Here is a 12,672-nt window from a genome sequence, read left to right on the forward strand (position 1 = left end):
TCCTCGCCGCCCGCAGGATTTGCGGCCTCGATGTCGACAACCAACCGCCTCGGCGAGCTGCTCGTCCGCGAAAAGCTCATCAGCCTCCAGCAGCTCAGGCAAGCCCAAGAAGAGCAGCGCAAGACCGGTCAGAACCTCGGCTACGCGCTCGCCAAGCTCGGGTACATCTCCGACGGGGAGATCACGAGCTTCCTCTCGACGCAGTACCGCGTCCCGGCCGTCGCCCTCGACGAGTACGAGATCGACGCGGAGGTCTCGCGCCTCGTCTCGCGCGATGTCTGCGAGAAGCACAAGATCATCCCGATCTCCCGCTCGGGGACGGCGCTCGTCGTCGCGATGGCCGATCCGACGAACCTCCACGCCATCGACGACATCAAGTTCCTCACGGGGTTCAACGTCGAGCCCGTCGTCGCGTCGGAGACGGGCATCACCGAGGCGATCGAGCGCGCCTACAACGTCGGGCCCTCGTACGACGAGGTGCTGAGCGAGTTCGGCGAGGAGGAGGTCGGCTTCCAGGTCGAGGCCGACGATCTGAACGTCCTCGAGCTGGAGAAGGCCGCCGAGGGCGCGCCCGTGGTCCGGCTCGTCAACGCGATCCTCCTGAACGCGATCAAGAAGGGCGCGAGCGACATCCACGTCGAGCCGTACGAGAAGAAGCTCCGCGTGCGCTACCGCATCGACGGCGTGCTGATGGAGGAGATGCAGCCGCCGATCAAGCTGAAGAACGCGATCGCGAGCCGCCTCAAGATCATGAGCTCGCTCGACATCGCCGAGCGGCGGCTCCCGCAGGACGGCCGCATCAAGCTGAAGATGGGCAGGGGCCGGGAGATGGACTTCCGCGTCTCCGTGCTGCCGACGATCTGGGGCGAGAAGATCGTCCTCCGCCTGCTCGACAAGTCGAACCTCCAGCTCGACATGGTGAAGCTCGGCTTCGACCCGAAGCCGCTCGCGGACTTCAAGTGGGCGATCGGCCAGCCGTGGGGCATGGTCCTCGTCACCGGCCCGACCGGATCCGGCAAGACGACGACGCTCTACTCGGCGCTCTCGGAGCTCAACCAGACCGGCTCGAACATCAGCACCGCCGAGGATCCCGTCGAGTACAACCTGCACGGCATCAACCAGGTGCAGATGCACGACGAGATCGGGCTGAACTTCGCGATGTCGCTGCGGTCCTTCCTCCGGCAGGACCCGGACATCATCATGGTCGGCGAGATCCGCGACTTCGAGACGGCCGAGATCGCCGTCAAGGCGGCGCTCACCGGTCACCTCGTGCTCTCGACGCTGCACACGAACGACGCGCCGTCGACGATCTCGCGCCTCCTCAACATGGGCGTGGAGCCGTTCCTCATCACGGCCAGCGTGAACCTCGTGCTCGCCCAGCGCCTCGCGCGCAAGATCTGCTCCGACTGCCGCGTCCCGCTGCGCGTGGACCCGAGGGTGCTCCTCGACTTCGGCTTCACCGAGCAGCAGGTGGCGCGCGCGGATCTCGTGCGCGGCGCGGGCTGCAAGACGTGCAACGGCTCGGGCTACAAGGGCCGCGTCGCGCTCTACGAGGTCATGCGCTTCACCGACGCGCTGAAGGAGATGGTCCTCCAGGGCGCGTCCACGGCCGAGCTCAAGGCCGCGGCCATCAAGGGCGGGATGCTGACCCTCCGGATGAGCGGGATCGAGAAGGTGCTCGCGGGCGTCACCACGACCGAGGAGGTCGGCCGCGTGACGATGGGGGACTGAGCGTATGACCACCGAGCTCGTCGGACAGCAGGAGGGCCTCCGGTACACGCTCCAGCAGCTCCTCCGCGCCATGGTGGAGAAGGGCGCGAGCGACATGCACATCACGAGCGGCACGCCGCCGCTCTTGCGCATCGACGGCACGGTGGTGCCGCTGAAGCTCCCGCCGCTCATGCCCGCCGACACGAGGCAGCTCTGCTACTCGGTGCTGAGCGAGGAGCAGGTCGCGCATTTCGAGCAGCGCAACGAGCTCGATCTGTCGTTCGGCATGAAGGGGCTCGCCCGCTTCCGCGCCAACATCTACATGCAGCGCGGCGCCGTGGCGGCCGCCTTCCGGCAGATCCCGTTCCGGATCATGAACTTCGACGAGCTCGGCCTGCCGCCGGTCGTGCTCGACATCACCGCCAAGCCCCGCGGCCTCGTGCTCGTCACAGGCCCGACCGGCTCGGGCAAGACGACAACGCTCGCGAGCATCATCGACAAGATCAACTCCGAGCAGCGGCTCCACATCCTCACGATCGAGGATCCGATCGAGTACCTGCACCCGCACAAGCTCTCGCTGGTGAACCAGCGCGAGATCGGCTCCGACACGGCGTCGTTCAAGGACGCCCTGCGCTACGCCCTGCGCCAGGATCCGGACGTGGTGCTCGTCGGCGAGATGCGCGACCTCGAGACCGTCGAGTCGGCGCTGACGATCGCCGAGACCGGCCACCTCGTGTTCGCCACGCTCCACACGAACTCGGCGATCTCGACGATCAACCGCATCATCGACGTCTTCCCGCCGCACCAGCAGTCGCAGGTGCGCCAGCAGCTCTCGTTCACGCTCGTCGCCGTGATGACGCAGCTCCTGCTGCCGCGCGCGAACGGCCCGGGGCGCGTCATGGCGATGGAGGTCATGATCCCGAACGCGGCGATCCGGAACCTCATCCGCGAGGACAAGCTCCACCAGATCTACTCGCAGATGCAGATGGGCCAGGCCGGCAGCGGGATGCAGACGATGGCCCAGTCGCTCGTGTCGCTCTACCAGCGCCGGATGATCACGCTGGAGGAGGCGCTCGCCGCCGCCGCGGACGGAGACGAGATCCGGGCGATGCTCGAGCCCCGCCAGGCGATGAGCTCGCGGAGCAACCTCGCGAAGCAGCCCTGATCACGGCCCCCTGCCCTTCGGTTCACCCTGCACGCTCGACCCGCCCCGCGGCTCACCGCGCGGCGCTCCCCGAGAAGGCGCGAGCGCCCGCAGAGCCCGCCCAGGTGCCCGGAAAATCCTAGCGAAATCGGGCCTGTGGAGAGGGAGCTCCACACTTTTTTGACATCTACCCAACCGTTCAGTAGGTTCCGCCCGATGCAGGGGCTCACCGAGCGACAACAGCAGGTGCTTCACTATATCCGGCAGTCGATCAACGAGCGCGGCTACCCGCCGACGCTGCGTGAGATCGGCGCGCATATGGGGATCCGTTCGACGAACGGGGTCAACGATCACCTCCGGGCGCTCGAGCGCAAGGGCTACCTCACGCGCGAGGACATGAAGTCGCGCGCCCTCCGCCCGCGCGACCTGGACGGCGGCGGCGCGAACGGCGGCGCCGAGCTCCGCGGCGCGCTCGTGGGCGGCGGCAGCGAGGCCCCTGCGAACGACCAGGAGGACGACCTCGTCGAGATCGCTGTCGTCGGCCGCATCGCCGCGGGTCTGCCGATCCTGGCCGAGGAGCACGTCCTCGATACGGTCCGGATCGAGCGGACGCTCGTGCGCGGCGGGCGCGAGGTGTTCGGCCTGCGCGTCACGGGCGACTCGATGATCGAGGCGGGCATCTTCAGCGGCGACTACATCTTCGTGCGCCGGCAGCTGACCGCGCAGCGCGGCGACATCGTGGTGGCGCTGATCGGCGACGAGGCGACCGTGAAGTATTTCTTCCCCGAGAAGGACTACGTGCGCTTCCAGCCCGCGAACGCGGCGATGGCGCCCATCCTGGTCAGGGCGAGCGACTTCAAGCCGGCGATGCTCCTCGGCGTGGTCGTCGGCGTCTACCGGAAGCTCTAACCTCCGTTTCCCTTCCCCGAGCCGGTTGACGCGCGCCGAGCGCCCTTGGTAGCGTCGCGACGACCGGGCAGACGGTCCAAGGGGCCCGCTCCAGAAAGAACTGCGATCGTGACGACGCACGGGCGGCGATTCGGGACATTGATTTCATGCGCGGGCATGGTGCTCGCGGCGGCTCTCACGAGCGGCTGCGGCGGTGCCATCTACGCGTTCACCGCGAACTCGGCCTCGAGCAAGCTCGAGACGGCGGAGGCGCTCGGCGCGGCGAAGTATGCGCCGTACGAGTACTACACCGCGCGAGAGCACCTCTGGAAGGCGCGCGAAGAGGCCGCGGCCGCCGACTACGGCGACGCGATCGACTTCGCCGACATCGCGGAGGAGCACGCGGACAAGGCGATCACCCTGTCGAAACAGGCGCACGAGGGCGCGGGTCGATGAGCATTCGAATGACGCGCCGTTCCTCGCGCCGCGCTCGTCGCGCCGGCGTCGTCGCCGTCGTGGCGTTCGCGGGGTCCGCCCTCTCGTGCGCGCAGGTGCCGGTGATGCGCGGCGACATCGAGGCGCTGAGCACCATCGCGAAGCAGGCGGAGCGCAACGGCGCGCTCCGCTGCGCGCCGCGCGAGCTGGCGATGGCGAAGTCGCACCTCTCGTTCGCCACGGTCGAGCTCGACCAGGGCTTCTTCGCCCGCGCGAAGGAGCACCTCGACATCGCGAAGGCGAACACGCACGCCGCGTACGACCTGTCGCCGCCGCAGAAGTGCGCCGAGCGCGGGTTCATCGAGGAGGCGCCGCCGCCCAAGCCCGGCGACTGCGATGGCGACGGGCTGCTCGATCCGCAGGACAAGAAGTGCCCCTGCGACGCCGAGACATGGAACGGCTTCCAGGACGACGACGGCTGCCCGGACGACCCGGACACGGACGGCGACGGCATCACCGACAGCAAGGACAGCTGCGTGCTGCTGCCGGAGGACAAGGACGGCTACCTCGACGAGGACGGCTGCCCCGAGCTCGACAACGATCTCGATACAGTCCCGGACCTGAACGACAAGGACAGCACAGGCAAGAACTGCGCGAACGACCCGGAGGATCCGGACGGCTACGAGGACGCCGACGGCTGCCCCGAGCCGGACAACGACCAGGACACGGTGGTCGATCTCGAGGACCAGTGCCCGAACGAGCCGGGCGTGGTCGGCGGAGACAAGCCGGGCTGCCCGAAGAAGCCGAGCCTTGTCATCGTCACCGAGAAGGAGATCAAGATCACCCAGCAGATCCACTTCGAGTTCGACAGGGACAAGATCCGGCCCGAGAGCTTCCCGATCCTCGACGCCGTGGTGGAGGTCCTCCAGCAGAACCCGAAGATCAAGATCGAGATCCAGGGGCACACGGACAACAAGGGCGCCGCGGCGTACAACAAGAAGCTGTCGGATCGGCGCGCTGCGTCGGTGAAGAAGTACCTGGTGGCCAAGGGGATCGAAGAGTCCCGGCTGACGTCGGTCGGGTACGGGATGGAGCGGCCGATCGTGCCGAACACGTCCGATCAGAACCGCGCCCTGAACCGGCGCGTGCAGTTCGTCCGCACGGAGGCGGCCCCGCCTCCGCCGCAGTAGTCAGGCAGCCCCGAGCACGCCGCCCGGGCGTACCTCGGTACGCCCGATCTCGACCGCGCAGTCCTGGAGCCGCCCGCGGCTCCGCTCCTGAAAGCAAGAGCTCGTCCCCAGCACTTCCTGGAGGTCTGACCCCGTGTTGTTTCGTCGTTCACGCCGCGCTCGTCTCGCCTTCGCTCTGACGTCGCTGTTCGTCCTCGGCGCGCCGGCCGCGGCCGGCGCCGCCGGTGAAAGGGACGCGGAGGCGATGAAGCTGCACAACCAGGCGATGGACGACGACTATCTCTCTGTCGAGTTCGACAAGGCGGAGAAGAAGCTCAGAGACGCCCTGAAGCGGTGCGGGAAGAACGCGTGCACGAGGCCGGTGGTCGGCAAGCTGCACATCGCGCTCGGCACGGTCTACGGCGGCGGCGACAAGCTCGATCAGGCGAGATCGGAGTTCGTGCTGGCGCTCCAGGCCGACCCGAAGGCGGCGCTCATCGACGCGCTGACGACGACCGAGCTGGCCCAGGCGTTCAAGGAGGCCCAGAAAGACGTGCAGTCCGGCGCCGGGAAGCCGGCCGCGGAGGACGCGCCGGGCGCGAGCGGCGGGAAGCCGGCCAAGCAGGCGGCGGGCGACGTCCCGCACACGCCGGTGGCCGAGCAGGCGGTCAACACGCCGGTGCCGGTCTACGTCGAGGTCCCGGAGGAGATCGACGCGGCCAAGGCAACGCTGCGGTACAGGCCGTTCGGCTCGCCGAAGTGGAAGTCGCTGGAGATGCCGCGCCTCGGGGACGGCTTCGGCGCCGAGATCCCGTGCGAGGACGTCACGACGACCGGCGACATCCGGTATTTCGTGATCCTGAGGGACGAGGCGGGCGATCCGGTGGGCACGGCCGGCTCGATGCAGGCGCCGCACCGGGTGCCGATCAAAAACGAGATCGAGACGGAGCCCTCGTTGCCCGGCCAGGAGCCGCCGCAGCGGTGCGCCGCGAAGGAGGACTGCCCGCCTGGCCTGCCGGGCTGCCCCGAGGCCGGCGGCAAGCGCGGGGACAAGGCCTGGGGCTCGACCTGCGAGGAGACGGTGGAGTGCCAGTCCGGGCTTGTCTGCCTGAACGGGACCTGCGAGCAGGGCGACGAGGGCGGCGGCGCCTCGACCGGGTCGGGCAAGGGCAATCGCAACGTGATCGGCCTCTGGGGGGGGCTCGACCTGCTCCTCGTGCGCGGCACGGATTACGTGTGCTCTGGCAGCGACGCCGCCTACGCCTGCTTCTATCCGGGCACCAACGGCAAGCAGTTCTACGGCGAGCCGGCTGATCTCCCGGGCACGAATGGGGTCAAGGGGGGTCTGAGCCCCGCGGGCGGTCGCGTGATGCTGTCGTACGATCGTCAGATCTTCGCGGATCTGCCGTTCCTCGTGGGAGCACGGCTCGGGTTCGCCTTCGGCGGCTCACCTTCGTCCACGAACGAGCCGCCGGCGTGGACGGGAGACGAGAAGCAGAACCCGCATCTCCAGGCGCTCAGCTTCCTGCCGCTCCACGGGGAGCTTCGCGCCACGTATTTCTTCCTGGGAGATCGCATTGTCGAGAAAGGCGGATTTCGTCCCTATGCCTTCCTGTCACCGATCGGCCTTGCCCAGGTGAACGCCTCGGTGCCGGTGGACGTGTGCGATCGCCGCAACGAGGATGGATCGCTGCAGAACGGCAACGGCAGCAACCGGTGCCCGACGGACACGCGTTTCGTCGAGGATCTCGACGCCTTTCAGATCACGGGTCGGAACTTCTCGGGCGTCGGCGCTGGTGTGGTCTACGGCATCACCCCGAACCTGGGTGTGTCTGCCGAGGTGAAGGTCATGCTGATGTGGCCAACCCTGGGCCTCGTCTTCGCACCGACGATCGGCCCCGTCTTCGCCCTCTAGCCCCCGCCGCCCCCCTCCCAGCACGCCCGTCTCTCTTCGACCCCGCTCCCGCGGCGGCCCGACGCGCCCCCGCGCAGGCGACGGGCCCCCTTCCGCGTTCTCGCCGCGCATCGCCGTCGAACACGCCCGTCCCCCATCTCCTCCCCGCCGCCCTCCCTCCCCCCCGCCCCACCACCGGTCGGCAGCGCGAGGCGCGCCCGCACAGGAGACGGGTCCAGATCGGCGTTTTCGGCGCGGAGGCGTACTCACGTACGCCGAGCACCGAAAACGTCGAGATGGGCCCGTCTCCGCAGCGGGCGCGCCTCGCGCTAGAGGTCGAAGCGTTCGGAGCCGAGCAACTGGTAGAGCGCGTAGAGCGCGCCGGCGTCGTGGTGCTCGAAGCGGACGCCCGCGCGCGCCGGCCGCCCCGCCGCCCCGCGGCGGATCCAGGCGATGCGGCCGCGGAGGCTCAGCGGGTCCCACAGGTTCGGCGTGGCGACCTCGAGCGTCACGGGCGCCTCGCGATCGAGGAGCTCCGACGCGAGCTGAGCCTCGGACAGCTCGATGCCGGCGCCGCCGAGACCGAGATCGCGGATGCGCACCCCGTGCTCCGCGATCGACTGTCGATCGCGCAGCGTCGCCCCAAGATCGACGCGTCGCCTCGCGTGAACGCGAAAGTGGTCCCGGACAGCCATCCCGGCGCATTCTCCAGTCGGCGCGACCATATCACGAGAGACGCGCGCGGAAGCTCGTATCACCGCGGCCTGCGATGCAGGGCGCGCGCGCATGAACAGCGTGCTCGCCCGGTGAAGCCCGCGGCTGCGTTCGGTAAAGCGACCGTCACGTGTTACCCTTTGGGCTTCGCGGCGAACCTTGGGTAACATGCGGACCACATCCGCAGGAGCGAGTCGCGAAGTAGACCGGAGTTCTACCCTGATGGCCCAGGACACACGCAAAGATCCGCGAGCGAGAGTGCTGCAGATGACCGTGCGCTACAAGAGCGCCACGGTCGACGAGTTCATCGAGCACCACTCGCATGACGTGAGCCGTGGCGGCATCTTCATCAAGACGCCGTCGCCCTTCCCCGCTGGCACGCTGCTCAAGTTCGAGATCCGGCTGCAGGACGAGCAGGCCGTCATCGCCGGCGTCGGTCGCGTCGTGTGGAAGCGCGAGCCCGCGCAGGCGAGCGACGTGCACCCGTCCGGCATGGGCGTGAAGTTCATCAAGATCGATGAGAAGTCCAAGGCCGTGATCACCCGGCTCGTCGACGCGCAGCAGGGCGCCGGGTCGGCGTTCGAGGCGGGGATCACCGACCGCACCGATCTGGGCGACGAGGCGCAGGAGCCCGCGGCGGCGCCCGCGCCCGCGCCGCAGGCGGAGCCCGCGGCCGCCAAGGCCGCGCAGGTGAAACGGGCGTCGACGATGCTCGGGCTTGGCGCGATCGGGGCGAGCCCGAAGGGCGACGCGGGCAAGGGCGAGGCGATGAAGAAGGGCGACCTCGTCGAGGCAGGAGGCAGCTTCTTCCCGCAGACGAACCCCGAGAAGGAGATGCCGCCGCCCGACGAGCGGACGATGATGAAGCAGGCGGCCGAGCTGCTGAAGCAGGCGCTCGCGGAGGCCGGCGGGTCGCTGGAAGAGATCGGCGCGTCCAAGGAGCCGCTCATCGCCACCCCGCCGAAGAAGGCCGAACCCGAGCCCGCGCCGGCGCCGAGGGAAGAGCGGGTGAAGCCGCTGGCCGAGCCGGCGGCCATGCCGGTCGCGGCGGTCGCCCAGCTCGCGAACGAGCGGGAAGCGCGCGATGACGTGCCCGCAGCCGAGGCGAGGCCGGCGAAGGTCGCGGCTGCCAAGAGGCCGGCGGAGGGGGTGCCCGTCGAGGAGCCGCCCGCCAGGCCTGCGCGCCAGGAAGCCAGGGCGGTCGAGGAGCCGGCCAAGGCGAAGCCGGCGGCGTCCGCGGCGAAGCCGAAGGAAGAGAAGGCGGTCGCCGCGAAGGCCGCGGCCACGGGCAAGGCCCCGCTCGCGCAGGAAGAGGAGAGCAGCGGCACCGGACGGCTGCTCACGATCCTGCTGGTCGCGGCGGCGCTCTGCGGTGCGCTCTGGCTCGTCTTCGGGCAGAGCGACCCCAAGCCGGCCGCGACAACGCCGGCCGCGCCGGCCACGCCGGAGCAGCCCGTGGCGGCGCCGGAGGAGAAGCCTCAGCCGACCCAGACCGCGCCCGCGGCGACGGACACGGCCCCTCCGGCCGCGACAACGACGGCCACCGCGACCGCGACCGCCACGGCGACCGCGACCGCCACGGCGACCGTCGAGGCGCCCGCGGCGACGGCGGAGCCCGCGGCGCCCACGGCGACGGCGGAGCCCGCGGCGCCCACGGCGACGGCGGAGCCCGCAGCGCCGAAGGCGACGGCCGAGCCGGCAGCGCCGAAGGCGACGGCCGAGCCGGCGGCGCCCAAGCCGGCGACGCCGAGGCCGAGGCCCGCGGCCCCCAGGCCGCCGAAGAACGACGATCCCTACGGTTGATGGCCAGGGCACGCGTTCCCCGCGGGAGAGGTCGCTGCGATGAGCGGCTCGGGAAGTCACGCTGGTGAGTCAGGGTTGAACCGCCCCAAGACGGCTGCCTCGCTGGCCGCGCTCGGCCTTCTGGCCGCGACGGCCCTCGTCTGCGGCGCCGTCGCGCTGCGGAACCCCGCGGACGTGGCGACGCTCGAGCAGGGCGCCGTCGTGACGCGGAGGCCCGCTGCGCCCGCGGCGCCCGCCGCGCCGAGCAGCGGCGAGAGCGTCAAGCCGCCGTCGCCCGAGCCGACGACGACAGCGTCCGCGGAGCCCGAGGTCCCCGCCAAGGCGGAGCCCGCCCGCGCGCAGCCCGAAGAGCTCGAGAGCGCCAAGGCCGCGGGCAGCGCCGCGCTCGGCGCGCTCGCGCAGCGGTATCCGGAGGACCCTGCTGTCCTCCGGGCGCTCGCGCTCACGCAGGGGCGCGAGAAGGCGACGGCTGCCGCGCTGCTCACGGCGAAGCGGCTGTTCGAGATCGCTCCCGAGGAGACCGGGAATGACGAGCTCAAGCAGCTCCTCCTGAGGGTCGCCAACGGCCCCCCGGACGTCGCCCTCACGGCGCTCGACCTGATGGCCAAGCACATGGGGAGCCGCGGTCCCGACCTGCTCTACGAGGTGATGACCGCGCCGAAGTTCGGCGACTGGATCAGGGACAACGCGAGCAGGCTGATGCTCGACAGCAGCGTGCGGCAGCTCGCGACGCCCGCGCTGCTCGTCGCCGACGACCTGCGTCGGCTCACGGAGTGCCCCACGAGGGCGCTGATCGCCAGGGCGCGCGAGGAGGGCGATGTCCGCGCGCTGCACTACATCAAGCACCATCTCACCCCGCAGCGCTGCGGGTCCCGGCGTCGCTGCATCAAGTGCGGCTCCGTCGCCAAGGATCTGCGCGCGGCGGCCAGCGTCATCGAGAAGCGCAAGAACGAGAAGCCGGCAGCAGCCCCGCCTGCGGCGAGCGCTGCGCCCTGACGTTCGCCTCGGCCGGAAGCCCGCTTCGCCGCTGCGCGCTCCGGGTCCGGCGCGGGCTCCGCGTCGTCGCTGCGCGCGGGTCGCCCGGCGCTGGCCGAGCCTCCGCGCTCACCGCCCCGGAACACGACGCCAGGCGTCGACTCAGCTACGCAACGCCTGACGGCACCGGCACAGCCACTCGGGTGGCACGAGGCAACGGTTCAGCTCGCCAGGAACGGGAATCGGGGTGGGCGCAGCAGGACTTGAACCTGCGACTTCGTCCGTGTGAAGGACGCACTCTACCGCTGAGTTATGCGCCCGATTCCAGCCGGTTGTCACCCGGCCGTTTCGGAAAGACGTGGCGCTTTTAACCCAGACATCGGCGTTCGACAAGAACAAGTCGCTGCCAATGTCGAATTCTTCGAGAGACCCCAGAAAACGGCCCGTCGTGAGCCCTGCAGGCCGGTCTGACCTCCCCCGCTGAGGCTCGATCGCCCGGGCCGCCTCGCGCCCCAGCCCCTGGAACGGTTGGATCAGGCAGGCGATCACGTCCGCGCCCCCCGGGTCGCGCCGTCGAGCGGGCAGGCCGGCGACGCAGCCCGTCAATCCAGCGTCGCGACGGCCCGCCGGATCGCGGCGAGGCCCGCGTCGATGTGGTCCTCGTCGCACGCATAGGAAAACCGGAGGTAGCCGGGCGCCCCGAACGGGGTGCCAGCGACCGATGCCACGTGCGCCTGCTCCAGCATCCAGGTCGCCACGTCCTCGTCGCCCGCGAGCGCCTTCCCCTGGAACGAGCGGCCGCAGAGGCCGCGCACATCCGCGAACGCGTAGAAGGCGCCCTCCGGCATCCGGCAACGTATCCCCGGGATCGCGTTGAGCCCCTCGACCATCAGCGAGCGCCGCCGGGCAAAGGCCGCGCGCATCGCGAACACCGCGTCGCGAGGTCCGTTCAGCGCCGCGACGGCGGCGGCCTGCGAGACGGCCGCCGCGTTCGTGGTGCTCTGCCCCTGGACCACGTCGAGCGCCCGCGCGACCTCGGTCGGCGCGATGCTCCAGCCGATGCGCCAGCCCGTCATCGCGAACGTCTTGCTGACGCCGTCGACGACGATCACGCGCGGCGCGAGGTCCTCGGCGAGGGCCGGGAGCGACGCGTGCCGGAACCCGTCGTAGGTGAGGTCGGCATAGATCTCGTCCACGATGATCCAGCAGTCATGGCGCCGCAGCACGCCGATGAGCGGGCGCAGGTGCTCCTCCGCGTACGCCGAGCCGGTCGGGTTCGACGGCGTGCACAGGACGATCGCCTTCACCCGCGGAGACAGCGCGGCCTGCAGCGCCTCCGCCGTGAGCCGGAAGCCCGCCTCCTCGGTGGTCTCGACGATGACCGGCGTGGCGCCGACCAGGCGCACCTGCTCGGGGTAGCTGACCCAGTACGGCGCCGGAATGACGACCTCGTCGCCCGGCTCGAACAGCGCGGCGGCGAGGTTGAACAGCGCGTGCTTCGCGCCGCAGCTCACGGTGATCTGGCTCGGCAGCGGGCGCCAGCCGCGGTGCTGCTCTGTCGACGCGCAGATCGCCGACTTCAGCTCGGGCGTGCCGGACACGGCCGTGTAATGGGTGGCGCCCGCGTCCAGCGCCGCCTTCGCCGCGCTGCGGATATGCTCGGGCGTGTCGAAGTCCGGCTCGCCCACGCTGAAGGAGTAGACCCTGTGCCCCTCGGCGCGCAGGCGCGCAGCCCTCGCCGCCATGGCGAGCGTTGCGCTCGGCGCGACGGCCGAGAGACGATCAGCGAGCTTCCTGGGCATCGAGACAATGAGGAATAAAGGGGGGCCCGGAACGACGCAAGGCACTAGCGCACCGCGGTTGCGCAAGCGGCTCGGATGTGCCTTGCGCCGCGCGGCCGCCCTGCGGCTCGCTCGTCGGAGAGCCCCGGGACGGGCGCG

10 protein-coding genes and 1 tRNA gene are annotated in these 12,672 nt (G+C 70.3%); 8 read left to right on the forward strand and 3 right to left on the reverse strand.

Annotated features, from left to right (window positions below):
- Window positions 1–30: 30 nt before the first annotated feature.
- The 6 genes from pilB (at window position 31) to WMF42_RS22965 (ending at window position 7,261) form a co-directional block, all read left to right on the forward strand.
- Window positions 31–1,731 carry a type IV-A pilus assembly ATPase PilB gene (pilB, locus tag WMF42_RS22940; protein ID WP_061611008.1) on the forward strand — a complete coding sequence of 567 codons (1,701 nt, stop codon included), beginning with the start codon at window positions 31–33 and terminating at the stop codon, window positions 1,729–1,731.
- Window positions 1,732–1,735: 4 nt separating this feature from the next.
- Window positions 1,736–2,875, forward strand: a complete 1,140-nt coding sequence (locus tag WMF42_RS22945) for a type IV pilus twitching motility protein PilT (RefSeq protein WP_061611007.1) — start codon at window positions 1,736–1,738, stop codon at window positions 2,873–2,875.
- Between the two features lie 195 nt (window positions 2,876–3,070).
- The gene (gene lexA / locus WMF42_RS22950) at window positions 3,071–3,763 is read left to right on the forward strand and encodes a transcriptional repressor LexA (protein ID WP_061611006.1); all 693 of its coding nucleotides are present in this window, start codon (window positions 3,071–3,073) and stop codon (window positions 3,761–3,763) included.
- Window positions 3,764–3,871: 108 nt separating this feature from the next.
- Window positions 3,872–4,198 carry a DUF4398 domain-containing protein gene (locus tag WMF42_RS22955; protein ID WP_233562174.1) on the forward strand — a complete coding sequence of 109 codons (327 nt, stop codon included), beginning with the start codon at window positions 3,872–3,874 and terminating at the stop codon, window positions 4,196–4,198.
- Window positions 4,199–4,206: 8 nt separating this feature from the next.
- A complete protein-coding gene (locus WMF42_RS22960) occupies window positions 4,207–5,367 on the forward strand; it encodes an OmpA family protein (protein ID WP_233562172.1) in 1,161 nt (386 codons plus the stop codon).
- Window positions 5,368–5,500: 133 nt separating this feature from the next.
- Window positions 5,501–7,261 carry a hypothetical protein gene (locus WMF42_RS22965; RefSeq protein WP_437684693.1) on the forward strand — a complete coding sequence of 587 codons (1,761 nt, stop codon included), beginning with the start codon at window positions 5,501–5,503 and terminating at the stop codon, window positions 7,259–7,261.
- A gap of 308 nt (window positions 7,262–7,569) precedes the next feature.
- On the opposite strand, the gene WMF42_RS22970 is transcribed toward WMF42_RS22965, so the two are convergent.
- Entirely contained in the window at window positions 7,570–7,935 is a 366-nt protein-coding gene (locus WMF42_RS22970) for a PilZ domain-containing protein (protein WP_061610621.1), read from the reverse strand.
- A gap of 241 nt (window positions 7,936–8,176) precedes the next feature.
- On the opposite strand from WMF42_RS22970, the gene WMF42_RS22975 reads away from it, so the two are divergent.
- A complete protein-coding gene (locus WMF42_RS22975) occupies window positions 8,177–9,757 on the forward strand; it encodes a TIGR02266 family protein (RefSeq protein WP_437684695.1) in 1,581 nt (526 codons plus the stop codon).
- 75 nt (window positions 9,758–9,832) lie between these two features.
- Complete coding sequence (locus tag WMF42_RS22980) at window positions 9,833–10,753, forward strand: hypothetical protein (protein ID WP_437684697.1); 921 nt, start codon at window positions 9,833–9,835, stop codon at window positions 10,751–10,753.
- Window positions 10,754–10,980: 227 nt separating this feature from the next.
- Here WMF42_RS22980 and WMF42_RS22985 read toward each other — a convergent pair.
- Together WMF42_RS22985 and WMF42_RS22990 are read right to left on the reverse strand one after the other, a co-directional pair.
- A tRNA-Val gene (locus WMF42_RS22985) sits at window positions 10,981–11,052 on the reverse strand.
- Between the two features lie 282 nt (window positions 11,053–11,334).
- Complete coding sequence (locus WMF42_RS22990) at window positions 11,335–12,477, reverse strand: pyridoxal phosphate-dependent aminotransferase (protein WP_437684698.1); 1,143 nt, start codon at window positions 12,475–12,477, stop codon at window positions 11,335–11,337.
- Window positions 12,478–12,672 lie beyond the last annotated feature (195 nt).

The sequence above is a fragment of the Sorangium sp. So ce176 genome, assembly GCF_051519835.1.
GTDB classification, from domain to species: Bacteria; Myxococcota_A; Polyangia; order Polyangiales; family Polyangiaceae; genus Sorangium; species Sorangium cellulosum_G.

Excerpts from the sequence above, each read along its gene's own strand:
- pilB (WP_061611008.1), top strand. The coding sequence starts at position 31 with ATGTCGACAACCAACCGCCTCGGCGAGCTGCTCGTCCGCGAAAAGCTC.
- WMF42_RS22945 (WP_061611007.1), top strand. The coding sequence starts at position 1,736 with ATGACCACCGAGCTCGTCGGACAGCAGGAGGGCCTCCGGTACACGCTC.
- lexA (WP_061611006.1), top strand. The coding sequence starts at position 3,071 with ATGCAGGGGCTCACCGAGCGACAACAGCAGGTGCTTCACTATATCCGG.
- WMF42_RS22960 (WP_233562172.1), top strand. The coding sequence starts at position 4,207 with ATGACGCGCCGTTCCTCGCGCCGCGCTCGTCGCGCCGGCGTCGTCGCC.
- WMF42_RS22970 (WP_061610621.1), bottom strand. The coding sequence starts at position 7,935 with ATGGCTGTCCGGGACCACTTTCGCGTTCACGCGAGGCGACGCGTCGAT.
- WMF42_RS22975 (WP_437684695.1), top strand. The coding sequence starts at position 8,177 with ATGGCCCAGGACACACGCAAAGATCCGCGAGCGAGAGTGCTGCAGATG.
- WMF42_RS22990 (WP_437684698.1), bottom strand. The coding sequence starts at position 12,477 with ATGGCGGCGAGGGCTGCGCGCCTGCGCGCCGAGGGGCACAGGGTCTAC.